Annotated in this window: 12 protein-coding genes; 6 read left to right on the plus strand and 6 right to left on the minus strand. The window is 42.4% G+C overall.

Annotation, left to right across the window (positions count from 1 at the left end; all coding sequences use genetic code 11):
• Window positions 1-7 precede the first annotated feature (7 nt).
• Window positions 8-3,502 (minus strand): AAA-like domain-containing protein, encoded by a 3,495-nt coding sequence (locus AC6RV6_RS24460; RefSeq protein WP_500243503.1) that lies wholly within the window; start codon window positions 3,500-3,502, stop codon window positions 8-10.
• Window positions 3,503-3,859: 357 nt separating this feature from the next.
• On the minus strand, window positions 3,860-5,059 hold the full coding sequence (locus AC6RV6_RS24465; RefSeq protein WP_500243504.1) for a 1-acyl-sn-glycerol-3-phosphate acyltransferase: 1,200 nt from the start codon (window positions 5,057-5,059) through the stop codon (window positions 3,860-3,862).
• A gap of 105 nt (window positions 5,060-5,164) precedes the next feature.
• Between AC6RV6_RS24465 and ribD the strand changes: the two genes are divergently transcribed.
• The 3 genes from ribD to AC6RV6_RS24480 all read left to right on the plus strand — a co-directional run bounded on the left by ribD (window position 5,165) and on the right by AC6RV6_RS24480 (window position 9,423).
• Complete coding sequence (gene ribD / locus AC6RV6_RS24470; protein ID WP_500243505.1) at window positions 5,165-6,277, plus strand: bifunctional diaminohydroxyphosphoribosylaminopyrimidine deaminase/5-amino-6-(5-phosphoribosylamino)uracil reductase RibD; 1,113 nt, start codon at window positions 5,165-5,167, stop codon at window positions 6,275-6,277.
• Window positions 6,274-7,617 (plus strand): AAA-like domain-containing protein, encoded by a 1,344-nt coding sequence (locus tag AC6RV6_RS24475; RefSeq protein ID WP_500243506.1) that lies wholly within the window; start codon window positions 6,274-6,276, stop codon window positions 7,615-7,617. Before ribD ends, AC6RV6_RS24475 begins: the two co-directional genes overlap by 4 nt.
• A 180-nt stretch (window positions 7,618-7,797) precedes the next feature.
• Window positions 7,798-9,423, plus strand: coding sequence for a hypothetical protein (locus tag AC6RV6_RS24480; RefSeq protein ID WP_500243507.1), 1,626 nt, complete (start codon window positions 7,798-7,800; stop codon window positions 9,421-9,423).
• Between the two features lie 762 nt (window positions 9,424-10,185).
• On the opposite strand, the gene AC6RV6_RS24485 is transcribed toward AC6RV6_RS24480, so the two are convergent.
• Window positions 10,186-10,599: a YHS domain-containing (seleno)protein gene (locus AC6RV6_RS24485; RefSeq protein WP_500243508.1), complete on the minus strand. Its 414-nt coding sequence runs from the start codon at window positions 10,597-10,599 to the stop codon at window positions 10,186-10,188.
• A 385-nt stretch (window positions 10,600-10,984) separates the two neighbouring features.
• Here AC6RV6_RS24485 and AC6RV6_RS24490 point away from each other — a divergent pair, with 385 nt between their 5' ends.
• A complete protein-coding gene (locus AC6RV6_RS24490) occupies window positions 10,985-12,241 on the plus strand; it encodes a M20 metallopeptidase family protein (RefSeq protein WP_500243509.1) in 1,257 nt (418 codons plus the stop codon).
• 3 nt (window positions 12,242-12,244) lie between these two features.
• On the opposite strand, the gene AC6RV6_RS24495 is transcribed toward AC6RV6_RS24490, so the two are convergent.
• From AC6RV6_RS24495 to AC6RV6_RS24505, 3 genes are all read right to left on the minus strand, one after another.
• Window positions 12,245-13,303 carry a GGDEF domain-containing protein gene (locus tag AC6RV6_RS24495; RefSeq protein WP_500243510.1) on the minus strand — a complete coding sequence of 353 codons (1,059 nt, stop codon included), beginning with the start codon at window positions 13,301-13,303 and terminating at the stop codon, window positions 12,245-12,247.
• Window positions 13,304-13,580: 277 nt separating this feature from the next.
• The gene (locus AC6RV6_RS24500) at window positions 13,581-13,778 is read right to left on the minus strand and encodes a heavy-metal-associated domain-containing protein (protein ID WP_500243511.1); all 198 of its coding nucleotides are present in this window, start codon (window positions 13,776-13,778) and stop codon (window positions 13,581-13,583) included.
• 226 nt (window positions 13,779-14,004) lie between these two features.
• The gene (locus AC6RV6_RS24505) at window positions 14,005-14,262 is read right to left on the minus strand and encodes an NDH complex assembly factor CRR9 (RefSeq protein ID WP_500243512.1); all 258 of its coding nucleotides are present in this window, start codon (window positions 14,260-14,262) and stop codon (window positions 14,005-14,007) included.
• A 145-nt stretch (window positions 14,263-14,407) separates the two neighbouring features.
• Between AC6RV6_RS24505 and AC6RV6_RS24510 the strand changes: the two genes are divergently transcribed.
• Both AC6RV6_RS24510 and AC6RV6_RS24515 read left to right on the plus strand, forming a co-directional pair.
• A complete protein-coding gene (locus tag AC6RV6_RS24510) occupies window positions 14,408-14,767 on the plus strand; it encodes a VOC family protein (RefSeq protein WP_500243513.1) in 360 nt (119 codons plus the stop codon).
• Window positions 14,768-15,075: 308 nt separating this feature from the next.
• The gene (locus AC6RV6_RS24515) at window positions 15,076-20,502 is read left to right on the plus strand and encodes a trifunctional serine/threonine-protein kinase/ATP-binding protein/sensor histidine kinase (protein WP_500243514.1); all 5,427 of its coding nucleotides are present in this window, start codon (window positions 15,076-15,078) and stop codon (window positions 20,500-20,502) included.
• Window positions 20,503-20,777: the final 275 nt, after the last annotated feature.

Genomic DNA, 20,777 nt, shown 5'->3' on the forward strand with positions numbered 1-20,777 from the left:
CCCTTGTTCATTGATAAGCGCGATCGCACAACTGCCGAGTTTCTGCTTTTAACTCAGTATTGGTTCGCAGATAGTCTCGTATCCAATTGCAAGCATAAGTAAATTCATCTAAATTGAGAATACGTTCTAAATTCCACAGAATGGCGGTATTGTCCCGGCTGGCAGTGGCCAAGAGCTTGCCATCGGCAGAAAAAGCCACCCCCGATATTGTGGCACTGTGACCGATGAGCGTGGCAATCGTCTTTCCTTCTCGACTCCATAATTTAGCCGTGTTGTCTAAACTGACCGTCGCGATCGCCGGACTGTTAGGGGCAAAGGCAACTCCCATGACTGCCCCATGATGTCCAACGAACTCCGCTAACAACTCCCCGGACGGGCTCCACAGTTTGGCGATATTGTCTTCTCCTCCAGTGACCAATGACTTCCCGTCAGAGGCAAAGGCAAGCGAATCTATGCCGAGTTCGTGAGCAATCCAAGAAGCCAGCAATTCTCCCTTGAGATTCCAAAGTTTTACCATACCGTCCCAACCACTGGTCGCCAAAGTTTGACCATCTGGAGCAAAGGCAAGGGCTAAAACTGAGGCATCGTGGGCGCTCCAAGAAGCCAGTAAATTTCCCTTGACAGTCCAGAGTTTGACAATTTTATCAACGCTAGAAGTGGCGATAATCTCACCATTCGGAGAAAAAGCAATTCCCCAAACTGCTGCATCATGTCCGAGCAGAGTCAGGATCGCGTCGTCTCCTTGCCACAATTTGATGCTTTTATCGCCACTGGACGTGGCGATCGTCTGGCTGTCAGGGGACACGGCGATGCCTAGAATTCCTTCATCGTGGCCGATAAGGGTGTTCAACAAGCGTCCCTTCCGATTCCACACTTTGGCCGTGCTATCTTCACTTCCCGTCACCAACGTTTTACCGTCTGGAGCAAAGGCAACCTTCCGCACTCCTGTTTTGTGTCCTATTAGCGTTGTCAAAAAATAGTTCTCTAAATTCCAGAGTTTGGCAGTACGATCGTCACTAACTGTCACTAAAGTTTTCCCATCGGGAGCAAAAATAAGATCCCAAACAGCCGCCTCGTGTCCTGTCAATGTTTCTAATAATTGTCCCGATCGCGTCCAGAGTTTGATGGTACTATCTTCACTGGCCGTCGCGATGATTTGACCGTTTGGCGAAAAGGCGGCGCTTAAAATTCGTGCTTTGTGGCCGGTGAAGGTGGTCAGGATCTCTCCTTGCAAGTTCCACAGTTGGGCGGTTTGATCCGCACTGGTCGTCACTAAAGTTTTTCCATCGGGGGAAAAAGCGACACCCCACAAAGAAGCATCGCGACCGAGGAAAGAATCGAGAAGTTCTCCTTCTCGATTCCAGAGTTTGACGGTTTTATCGACGCTGGCTGTCGCTAAAATTTGACCATCTGGAGAAAAGGCCACATCCCAAACAGCAGATGTATGTTCGCTTAAGGTCTGCAACAATTGTCCTTCTCGCGTCCAGAGTTTAACGAGAGCATCTTCTCCTGCGGTGGCGATCGCTTCTCCATCTGGGGAAAAGGCCACATCTAAAACCGCAGCCCGATGTCCGGTTAAGGTCTGTAGCAATTGTCCTTCTCGCGTCCAGAGTTTGGCGGTATTATCCTCGCTAGCTGTGGCGATCGCTTGACCATCGGGGGCAAAGGCAACCCCTAAAACCGGGGCTTTATGAGTCTTTAAGGTCGTTAGTAATTGTCCTTCTGTATTCCATAATTTAGCAGTTGTATCTTTACTGACCGTGACGATCGCTTCGCCGTCGGAGGAGTAGGCTACCCCCCAAATTCCAGCCTCGTGACCCGAGAGGCGATTATATTCTTTGGTTTGATAAATTGCTTGGCGCAGGACATTTTGGACTTGCTCCTCGGTTTGGGAATCCGCACCGCCGATAGCTTGCAATCTTTGACTGGCTTTGGTGGCTTCAATGAGGGCATCAAATTTTCTCTCGGTCGCAACCAAGGCTTTTGATGAGGAGACAAGGGCTTGAATTTCACTAATTTTGGTCTTATTTTCGCTCTCGATCGCTTTACGGTATTGCCAAAAGGCGGTAATTCCCAAGATCGAGGCAATGAAGAAGGCCATGCTAGTCACTCCCAGTAGCAGTCTTTGGATTTTGGCTGTTTTGCGATCGCGGATTAATTGTGCCTCAATGACTCGGGTGCGATCGGCTTCCAATCGTGTTTTCATTTCTTGTTGATCGAGTTCTTGGCTCGCTTTCAAGAACTGATAATCTACATCGCTCAAACTTTTTTCTTGAGACCAGTCGAGGGCGTTTTTCAAGGCTTTTCCGCGCAATAATCTCGATTCATCGCTTTGTTTTGAGGCGATCCATGCCTTAAAACCTTCCGAATAAGGGCGCAACTTTTCCAGTTGTTTCTCAACCCAGTCTAAGTTAAATATTTCTTGATAAATTCGATTTTTGACTTTTAATATTCCTTCTGATTTAACCACTAAACCCGATAAGAGTAACTCAATATGCTCTCGGCTATCATCGACTTTAATTTCGCGTCCCTGTAAAATTTGTTGATAAATACCCAGTAAACGAGAACTACTGGTTTCATTGCGCCTAATGCGATCGCGAATCGTTTTCATGTGTTCGGGTTCATCTTGGGATTCCCATTTTTGAATGATTCTCGATTTGACCAAACTTTCCACCCAGAAGGTTTCTGCTCCAGGAGGAATCGTAAGATATTTGCCATTTTTATCGCAACTGACTTCAACCACAATCTGGCATAACTTTTGCGTTAAAAAGGGTTGTCCGGATGTCCAGCGCAAAATTTCTTCAACAATAATTTTTCCTTGATCGGGATTGTTGGTTAGTCCTGCAACCAAAGAGCCAATCTCATCGATCCGAAAACCCTGTAACTCGATCGCTCTGCCAATATTAAACGGCGTTCTCTTTTTATCGGCAATCAGATCCGATGGCGTGGCGACTCCAAAAATGGCAAAACTCAAACGCTTGTAGCGCGGATCGTGCGTTCTTTGATTGTAGCAGAAACGAATTAAGGCAAAAAAGTCATCAATGGGAAAATTCAAACTGAGAATACTATCAATTTCATCGACAAAAATAAACAATTTTTCTTCGGTCAATTCTTCGAGCAAGACTTCAGAAATAAATTGACTCAATTTCTGCACCACGGAAATCCCTTCTTGCTCTGCCCACCATGTTTTAAATTTAACTTTTCTTAAGAGTTTAAATCCTCGCCATAATTCAACGGCGATACCTTTATACCATTGAGGCGGAGTAATCGTTTCACTGCCGATATTGGTCATATCCAGACTGGCACATTTAAATCCTTCTCGTTCGAGGCGATAGCGGGTATGCACCAAAAGAGAAGATTTCCCGACTTGTCTGGAGTTGAGAATGTAGCAAAATTCTCCTTGTTTGAGGGCTTCGTAGAGTTCCTTATCGGCATGCCGCTTGACGTAACTGGGAGAATTATCGCTCAGACTTCCTCCCACGTGATAGTGATAACTTCTCATTTAATTATCCTGCAAGATTTTCAACACAATGTGGCAGATATAACTAATGCACTTCAAACAAAAAAAACTTAAAATAGGTATTCTAATGAAATATAGTTGCAAAAAAATAACCTAAAATTCAGTAATAGCAGAGGAGAGAAACATTTTTATATAAGAGTATAAGTGATTTCAGGTCAAAAAATGCCAAAATCGTCATCATTCTGAAAAAATTGGCAATTCTGTAAAGGTAAGATACTCCTGAAAACCGAGAAATACAGTAGACATAAGGGTAGTACCTGCTTGAAGGCAAGAATGATAAAATATTGGCTAACTTGCTTATTTTATCGAGAAGCTAAGGACTTGACGATTCTAACAAATTTACTTTTCTAAAGGAGCATTCCATTTTTGAACGATTGTGTTTAAATTTTCTTGGACGGCTTGTTGGATCTGTCGAGTGAGTTGTGCGATGGTTTCGCTGCGGTCTTGTTTATAAGCGTGTAAATAATCTTTAAGATTGACAGGAGCGCCAATTTTCAGCCAAGCGTGGCGATGGCCTTTGGGTTGGGGGCGATCGATCGCAAAAACTTCCCGTTCCAAGCGAGTCAATGTATCTAAAAAGCGTTCAGGGGTGGGGGCTGCAGCCACATAACCGTCGTACATGGCATCAAAGTTGAGCAAGCGTACTGTTGCTTTATAGATTGTTTCTGAATCTGGAAAAGGTTCGCTTTGGGAGTCGAGGAGAAACTGAATTTTATAAACTCGCTCTCGCAGGGGCAGATGGGAAGTGGCAGTAATCTCTAGCTTTTGTTCGCAATGAGTCAGAACATAAGTTTTGATGTTTTCGATACGCTGGTTGAGGGAGAATTCGGTTGAGTTCGGCGCGGCGATCGCGTATTCTCGTTCGAGGTTGGTGACGACTCGCAACCCGATCGCCCGCAAGCGCGAATAAAAATTCTCGGTTTGGGGAATGATTTCTAAGGCAGTTTCTAAGTCATGGAGACTCACAGCGATCGCCCTCGTCATGGAGTCGCGATAGCGATATTTGATACTAATGGGAACGAGAAAGAAATTGGGGACTTGCGGGGAATTTTTGGCGAGTTTTTGGAGAACTTGCAGGGGCATTTGTACGGCTCCTGGACGAAAAGGCATAACAGTATCGTTTTGATAAGAACAACCGCCCTCGGGAAAAATCACGAGTTTGGTGGTACTTTGGCGCAGGAGATCGAGAGTATAGGCAATACTGGCGCGATCGCCGACTCCTCGTTTGATAGAATGACACCCCATGCGCTGCAAAAATTTCCCTTGCCAACCGCTAAAGTTATCATAGGCGACGAGGTAGTTAAACAACTGACCGAGGCGCGTCGAGAGGAGATGGAGGACGACGGCATCATTAAAAGAGGGATGGTTGGGCATAAGGATGGCGCGATCGCCTTCGATCGCTTTTAATTTATCCAGATCGCGATCGGCAACCTGCAAGTTCAAGCGATAAGCAGTATGGGCAACCCCATAGGAAAAACTTTGGATAATACGAACGAAAAGCGGCGTTAATTTGGCAGGATAAAAGTCAGCAGATTTCACAACAATGAATGTCAATGTAACAATAAAACTCATATTTTAAGCCTAAGCGAAGGATTTGCCCGCGCCGCAACTGGCTATGACACTTTTCTCGATGAGCAATGACCCATGATTCTCACGCAAACCTTTTCGCCGTTTGATTCCAACATGATGCAACGATGTTTGCATCTCGCCCGTCGTGGCGCGGGATATACTTCTCCCAACCCTCTCGTTGGCTGCGTTATCGTGCGTCAGGGTGAAATTATTGGGGAAGGGTATCATCCTCAAGCGGGACAGCCTCACGCGGAAATTTTTGCCCTGCGTCAAGCGAGAGATTTAGCGACAGGGGCAACCCTTTATGTGAATTTAGAGCCATGCAATCATTACGGACGCACTCCGCCTTGTAGTGAAGCGCTCATTAAAGCCAACATTGCTAAGGTGTTTGTGGGGATGGTCGATCCCGATCCGCGCGTTGCGGGAGGTGGGATCGATCGCCTGCGTCAAGGGGGAATTGAGACGATCGTGGGGCTAGAGGAATCAGACTGTCGCCAGTTGAATGAAGCGTTTAGCCATCGCATTCTCTACCAACGTCCTTGGGGCATTTTGAAATACGCCATGACTCTTGATGGGAAAATTGCGGCGACAACGGGACATAGTGCTTGGGTGACCAGTCCACGATCGCGCCACCGCGTCCACCAAGAAAGAGCGATCGCCGATGCGGTTATCGTGGGAGGAAATACTGTGCGGCGAGACAATCCTCATTTAACAACTCATGGGATATCTTCGCGCAACCCGTTACGAGTGGTCATGAGTCGTACCCTCGATCTGCCTCGAGAGGCTAATCTTTGGCAGGTTGAGGAAAATCCTACTTTGGTATTAACTGAAGAACAGAGCAATCCTTTGATGGGAGAATATTTACAAGCTCAAGGCGTTGAGGTTGTAAAATTGCCCGAGTTAACCCCTGATTCAACCATGCAGCATTTATACGATCGCGGTTGTTCTCGAGTATTGTGGGAGTGCGGGGGAGTTTTAGCGGCTCGGGCGATCGCAGAAGGGACGGTACAAAAAATCATGGCCTTCATTGCCCCTAAAATTATTGGCGGGAGTGGTGCGCCTTCTCCCGTCGGCAATTTGGGACTCGAGAAAATGACTGAGGCTCTACGATTAGAAAATATAACAGTTGCGCAGATTGATACCGATTTTTTAATTGAAGGATATCTTTCTACATTATCAAAGCAATGAGCGATCCCATTCCCGCAGAAGAAGCATTAAATATTTTAGATTGCGTCCTTCCCGATACGCCTTTGAATAATCTGCAAGAAATGGTTTTTTGTCAAGTCTGGGAAGGCAAAACTTATGCAGAAATTGCCGAGCATTGCAACTACGAATACAGTTATATTCGCGATGTCGGTTTTAAACTCTGGCAGCATCTCTCGACGGTTCTCGATCGCAAGGTTTCTAAAAGTAATATTCGGGCGGTACTCGGATATTACGCGCGATCGCATCAATTCAATGAAAAACCCAAAAGCGAAGGATCGCCAGCCTCAGATTGGGAATGTCCGAATGGTCCGGTTCCCCTCAATTCTAAATTTTACATCGAACGCCCGCCCATTGAAGCACAAGCCTATCGAGAAGTTTTAAAACCCGGCAGCCTCATTCGCATTAAAGCCCCCCAGCATATGGGAAAAACCTCTTTATTACGAAGGATTTTAGCCCATGCTCATGCTCATCAAGTTCAACCCCTTAATTTAAGTTTGCACCGCGCCGATCGCGAAGTTTTTTCCAGTTTGGATCGCTTCTTACGCTGGTTTTGTGCGAATGTGAGCCGACAATTGGGAATTGAACCCAAAATCGAAGAATTTTGGGATATTAATATTGGTAGTAAGGTCAGTTGTACGGCTTATTTTGAAGAGTATTTACTTGAAAATACCGATCGACCTTTAGCGATCGCTCTCGATGAAGTCAATCAATTATTTGCCTATCCTCATTTATCAGGAGAGTTCTTACCTTTATTGCGGACGTGGTATGAGGATGGGAAAGAGTTTGCCAATTGGCAACAAATTCGCTGGATTATTGCTCATGCGACTGATGTTTACGTGCCACTAAAATTGAGTCAATCTCCGTTTAATATTGGTTTATCGCTTAAATTACCGGAATTTACCCGGGAGCAAGTCCGAGATTTAGCGCTCCGTCATGGGTTAACATGGGCTAGAGGAGAAGCTGGGATGAACAAATTATTGCCTTTGCTCACTCAAATTAGCTGTCATCCAGAAATGGTTCGCTTGGCGTTATATCATTTAGCTTGCCAAGATTTGAGTTTAGAACGATTAATTGCTGAAGCGCCAACTCAAGGGGGAATTTATAGCGATCGCTTGCGAGAATTTTTAGCAGCATTGCATCCTCATCGGGATCTACAAATTGCCTTGAAACAAGTGGTTGACAGTCCAGATCCCGTACAACTCGATCCAATTGTGGCCTATCGCTTAGAAAGTATTGGTTTGGTGAAATTACGTGGCGATCGCGCCATTCCCAGTTGTGAATTATATCGACAGTATTTTGCCAATTTCCTCGCGATCGCCTAAAATCTCAGAATCCAGCAAGGTAAATTCATCTTAAATTGTACTAATCGCTACAGACATATAGCAATCCTGAATGATACATAAATGTGAAGCAGACAACAACCCTTGTTGTTGCTCGATCTCTATAATTCTATTGATAAAACAATAACTAAGTTTATTTTACTAGCTCATTGCTTATTAGCTATGACAACTCAATTCCAGTTGAAATCTGAAGCATACCAGATTAAAACCAATATCTCCCCTAAACTTCTAATCCCTGAATTAAAAGATTCTGCCATTCAATCCATACTAAGTGGATTAAGAAGAGGTGATAATAACTTAGCAAAAATTCTTAACCTATTAACGGCAGAACCTGCTCAATTTGAACAATTAAATATATCTTTGACTAAAACAGAAAATTTTGATAATTTTTTCGATCTTTTGTTAAATAAAATTAGGTGTAAATGTTATAAAAATCTAGAGAAAAAACTTGCCAAATACATGAATTCAATTGGAGGTTTGTTAGGTTATTATGCCTCTATTCTATCAGCCTTAGAACCTATATTGGGTTTAGATTTGCAGCTACCAGAAGAGATAAAAGTAGGAATCAAAGCTATTTTATTTCAAAATATTTTTGAAATCATAGGATTTGACATTCTAGAAGAAAGTCTACAGCTTACTTTGGAAGATTCTGAAACTCAAAGGAAAGAGAAAAGAAAAAAATTCTTACTATCTCTCTGCGATAAGCATGCTCAAGCCTTTTCTAAACTTAATCACCTTGAAGATTTTTTTGTTATTAACAGTGATTATGGTAACCGTAAGGTATTTGTCGAACATGAAGGAAGAAAGCCATGTCTTTTTAGACTGCTACAAAAAACACCAATCTTAAATTCGATTGCCTTGAACGACTTGGCTTTAGTACACAATGAAGCCAATATGAGAATTTTAAACTTAGTTGAAGAAATTGAAACTTCTTACTCAGACTTTACTGAATATGTTCGTGAAGTATGGCAAGAGAGATATATCGGAGTCAAAGAAATGGCTTCCGGATACAGAACAATGAGTTGGGAAAAAGCCTTGGAAGTTAGAAGCAAAACAGCTTTTGCAGAAGCAACTTTCATTATCATCGTTTTACAGATGTTAAAAATCAAAACAGATAATCTAGATATTCTAGAAATTCAAAGTTTCTTAGCTACACCTGATGGAGTGAATCAATTTCATGAAGTGGCAGATATGATAGATGAATATGCAGGTCTAATTAGTGATATTGGTCCTATTGTTACGAGGCTGCCAAGCGAAATTGATGAGTTAGTAAAACTTATTAGAATTAATAATCCCCAGCTTTCTCCTAGACAAGCTTTTGCCCCTGAAATTTTGAGTTTAGAATATATTAAGGGTAAATTCTCTACAGATGAGATTGGTAAGAATAGAGCTAAATATTCTGGAGGGATAGATCGAAATACTGGTAAAGCAATAATAGGTCAAGAATGGACGCAAATATTAAATGATGCTGTAGCTGGTGATTCTAATCTAATCTTGGATTGGCTACCCAATAAAAACGAAAAGGATATGACTCTCGATTGTCAGTGGAATATATTGATAGATAACATCACAAATGTTCAGAACTACATTCAGCTAAAAGAAGCGAGAATCAAGGCTTTGCTGAGATGTTTGCCAAGAATGCTAGCTGAAATGTCAGGTAGAGGGTGGATGTTCAACAAAGAACAATATACTTCTGGAGAAATTCTTTATGGTACAAGTAATCTAAATATACTTGAAGGTGATTGGAAGGCTTGCGATCGAGAATTAACTCATCCACATAATTTTTGATCTATCAACTTTATCTATAAAAATTGATAGATTGTTACAACTTAGAAGATTCTGGGATAATGCCTAAAAAATGGATTTAGCGCGATCGCTCAACCCATTTTTTATGGCTAATTTATGGCTAATTTATGGCCAATTTACCGTGAATTTACGGTTAGAACAAACAATAATTTTGCTAAACTCGCTTGCGAGTTAACTGAGTTCTTGCAAGTATTAACAAACCGTAAATTGCTAATATATAAGCCGCCGCTTCTGCAAAAATGAGCAGTGCCAAATAGACTTCATTCATTACACTTATCTCCTATCTCGTTATTGTACTCGATTCTCAAAACTCTTTTAATTATCCGCGTGCTTAATTTAAGAGTTTTTTGCTTATTCTGCCTTTTTTACCGCAGGCAGAATAATCTATCGCATCTCTGCACTTCCATTGTGCCATAAAAATAAGATAAAGAAAAGAGCTATTTTCACCCAAATCGGATATAGAGCGGCAAATCTCAAATTGAGTTGTTAATCTGCTAAGGCAAAGGAGATAAGTAAATACACTAATACGATATTAAATAGGGTAAGTACTTTTTGTGGATTTAATAGCGAGCTAACTATTGTGTACAGAAATTTTAAACTTTTGCTTGGAGCAAACGAGATAGAAAGTTAGTGATGGTATTATAGTTTTATGGTAATTTTGCATAATTGTTGAGTGTCGCGATCGCTGGGGTAGCAAGTATTAAGATGCGCTACCCCTAATAAAAAATTCGCTCTGATTGAGATTTAGTAATCCAGAGAAGGATAAATAACGACCAAATCATCATTTTGCCAGTGCTTGTCGGCATTCTCTCGACGAGTTTGCTCGGCTTCCTCCCATTGAGGCTGGGTATTGCCCAATTTACCGTTGTAGAAGAGGTAAAGTTTGCCATCCGTTACCTTATAGGTATTGGGTTGAATGGGGAAAGTTTTGCCTTCCGATACGGCAACCGCACAAAAACCACCATACTGAGGAATATATTGCTGCGGGTTGGTATCGAACTGAGCTTTATTGTCGGCATTGATAAAATAATACACCGCTCCTTCGTAAGTAGAAGTAATTTCAGAATTGCCAGCTTGAGGTTGACCGGAAAAATAAGCGACAGGATCGTATCCTTGAATAGCTACGCCAGCTTCGTTCAAATTTAATAAATGAGCCACGATAAAATCTCCCGATTACTTTAAGGATGACAGAAGGCGAACCGTTTCATACCGTCTCTCCTCATCTGTCTAATTAAAAATTGTAAGAAAATTGGTAGGTATCGTAAACATGAAAAAATCGTAAGATCGCGATCGTATTTTATCGGTTGAGTTTACCCGGCGGAGGAAGTTAGTGCGATCGCAACTTGTCTATTGTTTGTAAAACACCTTCAATTAGAGATTTCCAAGATTCTTATGAGCGAGATTTCCAAGGGATTTTTGCTATATTTACTGATGAAGATTAATGTTTCTCTCCTATTATAAGTTTTACAGAGAAGGTATAATAATTTTGTCAAGATAAAAATAAATTTTTGTCAGAAAAGTAAACATAAAATCATAGCTCAAAATGGTTTCTACATTTCCGACTGCGAACTCCGATCGCTTATCACAAATTCGTTGGCAGATTCGCACCTTACATCCTCAATTGGTCGAGTGGCGACGACATTTACATCAATTTCCCGAATTGGGTTTTCAAGAATATAAGACGGCTGAATTCATCGTCAAAAAACTACGAGAATGGGGCATTGAATACCAAACAGGAATCGCAAAAACGGGAATTACGGCCACGATCGCGGGGAAAAATTCCGGTCGAGTCTTAGCCCTTCGTGCCGATATGGATGCCTTACCCATTCAAGAAGAAAACGAGGTAAATTACCGGTCTCAACATGAGGGGATCATGCACGCCTGCGGTCACGACGGACATACTGCGATCGCTTTGGGAACTGCCTTTTATCTCTCTCAACATCGCGAGGATTTTAACGGGACGGTAAAAATTATCTTTCAACCGGCCGAGGAGTCTCCCGGTGGGGCAAAACCCATGATTGATGCAGGAGTGCTGAAAAACCCCGAGGTGGAAAGTATTATTGGTTTGCATCTGTGGAATAGTTTGCCTTGGGGGACCATCGGCGTGCGATCGGGGGCATTAATGGCAGCTTCAGAACTCTTTAGCTGTACCATTCTCGGCCAAGGCGGACACGGTGCCATTCCCCAAGAAACCATTGATGCTATTGTGGTCAGCGCTCAAATTGTCACGGCACTGCAAACCATTGTCGCACGCAATGTCAGCCCCCTTGAATCCGCCGTGGTAACTGTAGGAGAACTACATGCAGGAACGGCAAAAAATGCGATCGCGGATACCGCACGCCTCACGGGTACAGTGAGATATTTTAACCCCGATCTCGCCGCCTTTCTTCCTCGGCGAATTGAAGAGATTATTGCCGGTATTTGTCAGAGTTACGGGGCGGCTTACGAGTTTAACTATACGAGATTATATCCTCCCACGATCAATGATGCAAAAATTGCCGATTTAGTTCGTTCTGTGGCCTTTGAAGTGTTAGAAACTCCGGTAGGAGTCGTGCCAGAATGTCAAACAATGGCATCCGAAGATATGTCTTATTTTTTGCAAGAAGTACCGGGCTGTTATTTCTTTCTCGGGTCGGCAAACCCGGCTAAAGGTCTCGCTTTTCCTCATCATCATCCTCGATTTAATTTTGATGAAAGCGTGTTGTGTTTGGGAGTAGAAATGTTTGTACGCTGCATCGAAAAGTTCTGCCAAAATCCTGTCAAAGTTTTGCCAATGCAGGATGAATCCGATAGAACCTAATATTTAATGAATAATTTGGTTTCTGCCGGCTGATTTTGCTTGCAGAAGATTATAATCGGCACGTTTGAGAAGGTTGATGCCGAGGGGATCATCTTCATCTTGCAATAAGGATAGCCCGATACTGACTGTCAGAGAAAGGGTTAAATTGCCATCGATCTCAAACGGAGTCTCGCGAATAATTTGGCACAATCTACCCGCGATCGCAATAGCCGTCTCGGTATCAGTTTGTTGGAGGAGAATGACAAATTCTTCGCCACCATAGCGAAAGATAGTATCTTGTATCCGGATATTATTTTTTAAGCGAGTGGCGAAGAGTTTCAAAACGCGATCGCCAACGAGATGACCGTGATTATCATTGACGGATTTAAAATGATCCACATCTAAAATTACCAAACTGAAAGGAATATTGCGGTTTCTTGCTTTTTGGATCTGTCTGGGTAAATCCCAATCGAGGGCGCGACGATTGCTTAAGTCTGTGAGGGCATCAGCGAGAGCAAGAGAAGAGAGAAAATCATTCGTTTTCAGAAGTTCTCGATATTTCTGCACTTGACGATAAGCAGTTTGAAGATAAGCCTGTAACAATCGCTGTTCTACCTCAAGGCAAGACTTTTCAGAAGTGGCGAAACCTGACATTTTTAGATAAGTATCGGCATGATTTTCAATGGCTTTAGCCCTGTCGAGAAGATGTTGAGAAGATTCTAGAGAAAAGGGATTGACAGCAGTACAAAATTCGATCGCGACACAATAAACGCCGCCGAATGAATTGGCTTTTTTGATCTCGCAACACAATCCCGGAATGTTAAGAAGATCGGCTTCGAGTAAAACGATATCCGGCTGGTATTGGCCGACACAAGCAAGAATCTTCGCTTTAGATGTTGCTTCTGCGACTGCCGCGATCGGGGTCTCGTATCGTTCGAGAAAAATGGTTGTAAAATGCTTACTGCCAATGAGTAAGACAGTGGCGACATTCATGCCAGTCTGTCGGTCTAAAAGATCGCGTTTTTGGGGAGATGGAGAAGGGCTTTTTAACGTTTTCTGATTTTTATAGGTTGTAATCATCATTCGTTTCCTACTCTAAATGGTTGTACAGAAGAGGAAACACTTTTTTTTGACATAAATATGAAATCGGCCTGAATCTTTACATAAACTTTAAAAAACAGACTGATTGTTTAAAGTTTTAGCAAATCTTGCAACCCAATAGACCGACAATCGCAACTCATGTCATGACCCGAGTTGAATATCTCATTATTTTTGGTTTCCTCTAGATTTTTATGTTCTTACAGCAGTCTTTTCTTTTGTTGGGTGGAAATAAATTATCCCTAAGACTGCTTGAAGCACCCTAATTTTCAGTTTCGTGACCGGCGGCTGCGATCATTTCTGCGATCGCGGTTTTTGAAGCTGTTGTATCCACTGTAACAATTTTACGATCCAAATCGGCCTCGATTTTTGCTTTGGGCAAATGAGATTGAATTTCGGTCGAGATCGCCTTGACACAACCATCACACATCATACTGGGAACTTTAATTTGAATGCTCATAATTTATATGACCTCATTTTATATTAGGATTAACGCGATCGCAGGAGAAAGGAAGCAAAATTCTGCTATCCTCTCGAATGACAAAGAAGGCGATCGCGAATTACTTGTATTGAGAGCGAAGTGCTAATTCTATCTTAAAAATTGACATTTTATCGAACTCACTGAAACGATCGGTAAATCTACGCAGTATGGATTCTAAGATGAAGAAAGGTTGAATGGCTGGGTCCTACCATTTTAAAACGGCTGCGTCTTTCCCTTGTTCTTGGCGAATTTTGCTATCTTTTTCAAACCATTGAACAATTTGTTGATGTGTCAATTCCTCTGGCGAAATATTATAATCTGTAGCAATAACTTTTAACAATCTCAGAGAAGAAATGGTGAGGCGAGTCAGGAATTTCTCGGAGGAAGAGAGCAAAGCCGCATCTACATCTGCGGATTCTTCGGATGTCAAAAATTGGATTTCAGATTGTTGAGGAATAGTCATTTCAGTTATCAGTTATCAGTGAATCGTTATCAGTTCTGACCGTTAAAGTGAGAGGCTTGAGACCAAAATAATTAGGGTCTCCCCAAGCCAATTATAAACACGATCGCTTTGCTTGTATAGTGGTAAGGAAAGCAGGGATCGCAGCATGAATGAGCATGAAAAAATAAACTACGTTGAGTTTCCAGCCCGAGATATCCCGGCAACTCAGCGTTTCTTCACTCAGGTTTTTGGCTGGTCTTTTCAAAACTTTGGTGCTGAATATACGGCTTTTTCGCACCAAGGCCTTGATGGGGGTTTCTTTCAGTCTGATTTAGCCTCATCCACCGATCGCGGTGCTGCTCTAATTGTCTTTTACAGTCAGAATTTGGAGGCTACCCAAGCTAAAATCGAACAAGCGGGGGGTGCGATCGTCAAACCGATTTTTCCCTTTCCGGGAGGTCGCCGTTTTCATTTCTCCGAACCTAGTGGTAACGAGTTTGCCGTCTGGTCAGATATTAGCTCGTGAATTAACGAGATCGCTATGCTATCAGTTCAGGCAGAAAAGGACATTTTTCCTTTTTGGTTCGCGATTCTCTAATGAAAAATTTACTCTTGAGAATAAGTGATTCTTATGTGAAGTTTTATAGGATTCTATAAAGTTTTTTGATAATGAAGAAATTGCGATCGCCATCGCATCAAAGTTAGATCCCGATCGCACTGGATTTCTTATTTCCTAAATAAAATTGAGCGCATTGGAGAGCTTAAATTTCAAGGGTGTTGCCAACTTGAAAACTGCGATCGTATGCTGTAATTCATACAGAGAAAGGAATCCAAATGCCAGCAGAACTAAATATTACTGGAGAGCAGCTACTTTACGAAAGCGGGCGGACTTTTATTTATCGTAGCGTCCTTAATGGGCAACCTGTTATTCTCAAAACCTTAAAAGCCGATTATACCGATGCTGAAAATGTGGCTTGGTTTCGACGAGAATACGAGATTACACGCAGTCTTGACGGAGCCGGAGCAATTAAAGCGTATGATTTTTGGGACGATCGCTTGACCATCGTCATAGAGGATTTTGGTGGGGAATCTCTCGTACAATTGGCGTTGGCAGGAAAATTAAAGATTGCAGAATTTCTCGAACTTGCGATTGCGATCGCAGATTGTCTCGGTCAAATTCACGGGGCGGGTATCATTCACAAAGATATCAATCCCAGCAATATTGTTCTCAATACCGAGACCAAACAGGCTAAAATCATTGATTTTGGCATTTCTACCGCGAGATCGCGAGAGGTTACGACCTTTAGCAATGCCAATACTCTCGAAGGGACTCTTGCTTATATTTCTCCGGAACAAACTGGACGCATGAACCGAGCGATCGACGATCGCAGCGATTTCTATTCCCTTGGCGTAACATTTTACGAACTTTTAACAGGACGATTGCCGTTTGCCAATCCCGATCCGGTGGAACTCATTCACTGTCATATTGCCAAAATGCCTCCAGTTTTACAGGGATCTGTTAACAACAAGCCAGTAGCAGAGAGAAGAGGAAAGATTCCCCCCACGGTAGAGGAAATCATTCTCAAATTGATGGCGAAAAATGCAGAAGATCGCTATCAATCGGCTTATGGATTAAAGGCAGATCTCGAACGATGCTGGCAACAATGGGATCGAGACAAACAGATCGAACCGTTTGAACTCGGTCACAACGATCGCGGCGATCGCTTGCAAATTCCGCAAAAACTTTACGGACGCGATCGCGAAATTGCTACGTTACTGATGGCTTTCAAGGAGGGACTTTATCGCCAACAACCCGTACTTTGTCTAGTCAAAGGTTATTCGGGAATTGGAAAATCTGCTTTAATCGCCGAAATCTATAAACCCATTACCGTCAAGCATGGTTTCTTCGTTTCGGGGAAATTCGACCAATTTCAGCGCGAGATCCCTTATTCAGCAATTGCTCATGCTTTGAGTGGTTTGATACGACAACTTTTAGCAGAACCGGAAACAGAATTGCAACAATGGCGAGAACGCCTGCAACAAGCTCTGGGGAATAATGGGCGAGCGATCGTAGAGATTGTCCCCGATCTAGAACTAATTATCGGGAAACAACCACAAATCCCTCAACTGGGTGCAAAGGAAAGCCAACATCGTTTTAATCTAACCCTGCAAAGTTTTATCCGCGTTTTTACCTGCATCGATCGTCCTCTCACGATCTTCCTCGACGATTTGCAATGGGCAGATTCTGCATCCTTGCAATTGCTGCATTTATTAATGACTGCACCCGATATGGGGTATTTCTTGGCGATCGGAGCTTACCGCGATAATGAAGTTGATGCAGCACATCCGTTAATACTGACATTGAATGATATTGCCGAAGGAGGTATCGAAATTTCCGAAATTTCTCTCACATCGTTACCCTTAACAGAAATTGAGAGATTTGTTATTGATGCTCTGTCATGTTCTCCTGTTATCGCGCAACCTCTGGCAGCATTGTTACAAAAAAAAACAGGCGGGAATCCTTTTTTCCTCAATGAATTTCTCAAAGCACTTTATACAGAAAAATTATTGCATTTTGATTCCCAACAACAGAAATGGCTTTGGGATATTACTCAAATTCACAAACAAGAAATTACGGCAAATGTTGTAGAGTTACTGGCGGGAAAAATAGAGAAACTCTCCACGGAAGTCCGGCAAATGATACAACTCGCTGCTTGTATTGGCAATAAGTTTGACTTATCGACCTTGATGGGGATTGCTCGATCGTCATCTTTGGAAGTAGCGATCGCATTACAAGAAGCGATCGATCGCGGAATTATTCTACCTTTAAACAAAAGCTACAAGCTACTTGAAGCAAAGATTAAAATCGACACAAAATTACAGTTCAAATTCGCTCACGATCGCATTCAACAAGCCGCCTATTCTCGCATTTCCGATCGTGAAAAACAACAATTTCATCTACTACTCGGACGGCAATTATTAGTAGAAATACCAAGGGATAAACGAGAGAAAAAAATTTTTGATATTGTCAATCAATTGAATTTAGCGCGTGCCTATATCGTCAAACAATCGGAAAAGAGTATGTTAGCAGAATTGAACTTAAAAGCAGGAAAAAAAGCTAATCGATCGGCAGCACGGCGATCGGCACTGACCTATTTAAAAATAGGAATTGAGCTATTATCCAATCGCAGTTGGCAAGATTACTATGAATTAACTTTCGCATTACACGAGGAAGCCGTGGAAGCCGCTTATCTTTGTGGCGAGTTCGAGTTAATGGAGCAATGGATCGAATTGGTTTTGCAACACGCACGAACCGTTCTCGATAAAGTTGGTGTTTACGAGGCTCGAATTCTGAGTTATGTTGCGAAAAGTCAACCCAAACGAGCCCTAAACGCAGCCTTAGATATCTTAGCCTTATTAGGGGTTAAATTTCCTCAAAAGCCGAATAAGTTACACCTACTCTTGGCACTAAGTAAAATTAATCTTGCTCTCATTAACAAGCGACCTAAAGATTTGATTCGTCTTCCCGAAATGAAAGAGCCAAGAAAGCTCGCGGCTCTACGAATTTTAGCAGGTGTTTTGCCGGCTGCTTATTTTACCAGTCCTGAATTTTTTGGACTTATTGCTTTAAAGCAAGTGAGCCTATCGCTCAAATATGGTAATGCCCCTTTATCGGCTTATGCTTATTGCAATTATGGTTTGATTCTTTGTGGGATTTTAAGTCTTTTTCAAACCGGATATCAATTCGGTGTATTGGGTAGGGAATTATTGGTTGAATTGAAGGCAAAAGAACTGAGAGCTAAGGTTTTTATGATCTTCAATACCTTTATTCTTCATTGGCAAGAACACTTGAAAAAAACATTAAAACCTTTACTTGAAGGTTATAAAAGTGGACTAGAAACTGGAGATATCGAATTTGCAGCCTATTGTTTGGGGATTTACAATAATAGTTTATTTTTTACAGGAAAAAATCTTAACAGTATCCAACAAGAAATTAATAACTATTGTAAAAAGATCGAAAAACTCAAACAAAAACAAGCGCTTTATAGAGTTCGACACCTTCAGCACATTATTATCAAGCTGATCGATGAAACAGAGGATTCTCCCGGTATCGAAGGAAATTCTTACAATGAAAGCGTATTCCTGACTCTTCATCAACAAGAGAAAGATCTCGGCGCTCTGGGTTATTTTTACATTCTTAAATTGCAGTTTTTCTATTGGTTTGCATCCTACCGGGAAGCAGAAATCAATCACCTTCAAGCTGAAAAATATCTTGATAGCATTCGTGGCGGTTATGTTTCTGCTCTTTTTTATTTCTATGCTGCTCTCATTTGTTTGGCAATTTATCCCGATCGCTCCCAGACCCAACAAAAACAATTACTTGCTAAAGTTAGAGCATACCAGAAAAAAATGAGGAAATGGAAGCATTCTGCTCCCATGAATTTTTTGCATAAATACAATCTGGTTGAAGCTGAACGCTATCGCATTTTTGGTCGATATGAAATGGCTTCTGATTTTTACGATGGTGCAATTCAAGGTGCAAAAAAATATGGATACTTGCAAGAAGAAGCCCTCGCCAACGAACTTGCGGGAAAATTCTACCTCGCTCGCAAAAAAGAAGCGATCGCCCGCACCTACTTGCAACAAGCCTATCTCTGTTACGATCGCTGGGGAGCAAAAGCCAAAACTCGACACCTGCTGCAAACCTACCCGCAATTTTTCAGTACTCCGGTACGAGAAGCCTTTCTTTCTCACATTCGCACCACAATTGCCAATACTCGCACCCAAAATTCTACAGATACTATTGATTTCGCCAGCATTCTCAAAGCCTCTCGAGCGATCGGGAGCGAAATTGTTCTCGATCGCCTCCTCACGCGAATGATGCAAATTATTCTCGAAAATGCTGCTGCTCAACGAGGGGTATTGATTCTCGATCGCGAAGGAATTTGGCAAGTCGAAGCAGAGATTACCCTCGAACCCGATCGCATCCGAGTTTTGCAATCTCAACCTCTCGAGGATTTGCCGGCTTTCACTCTTCCTCAATCCATTCTCACTTATACAATTCGCACTCGCGAAGCCATCATTCTCGACAATAATATCGCTCAAAGCGACTTTGCTCGGGATGAATACTTTACGATTACCAGCCCTCAATCTCTCCTCTGTCTGCCTTTGTTACATCAAGGGAATCTCATTGGACTACTTTATCTCGAACACGCATCGAGTGGCGGCGTATTCAGCCCCGATCGCCTCGAAGTCTTGCAACTTTTGACAGCACAAGCTGCGATCGCCCTTGAAAATTCCCTTTTGTATGCCAATTTAGCGATCGCTAACCAACAACTCGCTCAAGCTAACGCGACCCTCGAGCAAAAAGTCCAACGACGCACGGAACAATTGCAAGAGAAAAACCTCGACCTCGAAAAAACCCTGACAAACCTCAAACAAACCCAAGCACAACTGATCCAAGCTGAAAAAATGTCGGGGATCGGGCAGATGGTGGCAGGAGTTGCTCACGAAATCAACAACCCCATTAGCTTTATTTATAGCAATCTCACTCCGGCTCGTACTTATATTCAAGATTTGTTTCACCTACTCGAACTTTATCGTCAAGATCATTCGCAACCTTCTGAGGAAATTCAAGAAACCGAGGTAGAAATCGATCTCGAATTTGTCGCGCAGGATCTACCCAAACTCCTCGACTCGATGCACGTTGGAGCCAAGCGCATCGAGAGTATTGTCAAAGAGTTGCGCGTTTTCTCTCGCCTTGATGAAGCAGAATATAAAACTGTTGACCTCCATGAAAATATTGACAGTACCCTCATGCTTTTGCAGCATCACTTGCGAAATACCACGGAATATCCCGCAATCGCTATTCTGAAAGAATACGGGCAACTTCCTCTCGTGACCTGTTATGCCAGCCAACTCAATCAAGTTTTCTTCAATCTCCTCGCGAATGCGATCGATGCGTTGAGGACGAGCGATCGCAACACCTCAGAGTCGCCAACGATTCGCATTCGGACCGAAACTCTAGGGGAAAACCGCGTCAGAATTGCGATCGCGGATAATGGGACGGGAATGGACGAAGCGACGCGCCAACGGGTTTTTGAGCCATTTTTTACCACAAAGCCCGTGGGAAGCGGGACGGGACTGGGATTATCCACGGGGTATAAAATTATCGTCGAACACCACAAAGGCGCGATCGCTTGTCAATCCCAACTCGGAGAGGGAACTGAGTTTATCATCGAAATTCCCGTGCAGAGATAGAAACAAGGAGAAAAGCGATCGCGCTCAACCTACAAATATTCTGTATTATTAACCCCAAATATATTCCACCTTTTTCGTTTTTTCTGAACCACTATAGTTGTCTGAATCTGAGTAGAATTGGAAGTATTGACTTAGATTATTAGTAGCAATAGCATTTTGTTTCGGGCCAATATTTTGCTTTATTTCCGTTTTCACACTATGCCTTTCAATATCAAAAATATGGGTCTACCGAAGTTATTGTGTAAAGAAAATATAAATAGTACAGTAAAAAGAAT

This window comes from Spirulina sp. LEGE 11439, from assembly GCF_059821285.1.

Excerpts from the sequence above, each read along its gene's own strand:
- AC6RV6_RS24480 (WP_500243507.1), top strand. The coding sequence starts at position 7,798 with ATGACAACTCAATTCCAGTTGAAATCTGAAGCATACCAGATTAAAACC.
- AC6RV6_RS24515 (WP_500243514.1), top strand. The coding sequence starts at position 15,076 with ATGCCAGCAGAACTAAATATTACTGGAGAGCAGCTACTTTACGAAAGC.
- AC6RV6_RS24490 (WP_500243509.1), top strand. The coding sequence starts at position 10,985 with ATGGTTTCTACATTTCCGACTGCGAACTCCGATCGCTTATCACAAATT.
- AC6RV6_RS24500 (WP_500243511.1), bottom strand. The coding sequence starts at position 13,778 with ATGAGCATTCAAATTAAAGTTCCCAGTATGATGTGTGATGGTTGTGTC.
- AC6RV6_RS24460 (WP_500243503.1), bottom strand. The coding sequence starts at position 3,502 with ATGAGAAGTTATCACTATCACGTGGGAGGAAGTCTGAGCGATAATTCT.
- AC6RV6_RS24505 (WP_500243512.1), bottom strand. The coding sequence starts at position 14,262 with ATGACTATTCCTCAACAATCTGAAATCCAATTTTTGACATCCGAAGAA.
- ribD (WP_500243505.1), top strand. The coding sequence starts at position 5,165 with ATGATTCTCACGCAAACCTTTTCGCCGTTTGATTCCAACATGATGCAA.
- AC6RV6_RS24510 (WP_500243513.1), top strand. The coding sequence starts at position 14,408 with ATGAATGAGCATGAAAAAATAAACTACGTTGAGTTTCCAGCCCGAGAT.
- AC6RV6_RS24495 (WP_500243510.1), bottom strand. The coding sequence starts at position 13,303 with ATGATGATTACAACCTATAAAAATCAGAAAACGTTAAAAAGCCCTTCT.
- AC6RV6_RS24475 (WP_500243506.1), top strand. The coding sequence starts at position 6,274 with ATGAGCGATCCCATTCCCGCAGAAGAAGCATTAAATATTTTAGATTGC.